Raw genomic sequence first — 251 nt, forward strand, 5'->3', positions numbered from 1 at the left:
GCATGAGCTTATCCGCACTTTATATAGACACCCAAAACAACAGCAGGCGTTGCAAAAAACTGGCTATGTAGTACATCAGCATTCGTATGAAAATCTCGGTCGGCATTATGTGCTGATATTCTATGGTCAAGATGGGCAGGGGCAGAATAGTAAGGCGGCTATTCAGCCAAACTTACAGCAGATTGCGCAAGATGTTGCCACGCGGCTACCGATGGCTGAGCTGCATCACGTCATTGTACTTGGTATAGACT

1 protein-coding gene is annotated in these 251 nt (G+C 46.6%); it reads left to right on the forward strand.

Going from position 1 to position 251, the window contains the following annotated elements:
• The coding region (locus AAEZ03_RS28340; protein ID WP_350583281.1) for a hypothetical protein at positions 1-251 on the forward strand (251 nt) is incomplete at both ends.

This window comes from Pseudomonas sp. HY2-MNA-CIBAN-0224 (assembly GCF_040310285.1).
In the GTDB taxonomy this organism is placed as follows: domain Bacteria; phylum Pseudomonadota; class Gammaproteobacteria; order Pseudomonadales; family Pseudomonadaceae; genus Aquipseudomonas; species Aquipseudomonas helleri.